The organism is Paenibacillus sp. 05T425, from assembly GCF_056396205.1.
Genome location: NZ_JBFTLA010000060.1, coordinates 1 through 561 on the forward strand (window position 1 = coordinate 1; position 561 = coordinate 561).

Annotated in this window: 1 protein-coding gene; it reads left to right on the forward strand. The window is 64.5% G+C overall.

Going from position 1 to position 561, the window contains the following annotated elements; all coding sequences use genetic code 11:
* A partial coding sequence (locus AC1DF0_RS32050) for a hypothetical protein (RefSeq protein WP_477577596.1) occupies positions 1-561 on the forward strand: 561 nt, incomplete at both ends.

Sequence of the window (561 nt, forward strand, 5' to 3'; positions counted from 1 at the left end):
CCCGCGTGGCGGCTCTGGATGAGCTGGGATTCCCGAGCACCGCGCCCTACAGCCAGCCGATCGAGGCCTTCGCCGATGCCGAACGCTGGCGCGATTACTGGTATCGCTCGCCCCTGCCCTTTGCCAGCGACGGCGTCGTTTTACGACAGAACCAGCGCCCACCCGCCGAGCGCTGGCAGGCGAAAACGCCTTTCTGGAGTGTCGCCTGGAAGTACCCCTTCGCCCAGGCGTTGGCCGAGGTGCGCAAGGTCAACTTCAAGATTGGACGGACCGGCCGGATCACACTGGTGCTGGATCTGGCACCGGTGATGCTCGATGACCGGCAGATCAAGCGTGTCAGCGTCAGCTCCCTGCAGCGCTGGGAAGCGCTGGACATTCGTCCCGGCGATCAGGTCGCCATCAGCCTGGCCGGGCTGACCATCCCCAGGCTCGACGGTGTGGTATTGCGCAGCACCGAACGTCCTGAATTGAACGCACCGCTGGCAGCAGATTTTCATCCGTTGAGTTGCTGGCAGCCGACACCCGGATGCGAAAGCCAGTTTCTCGCACGGCTGGCCTGGC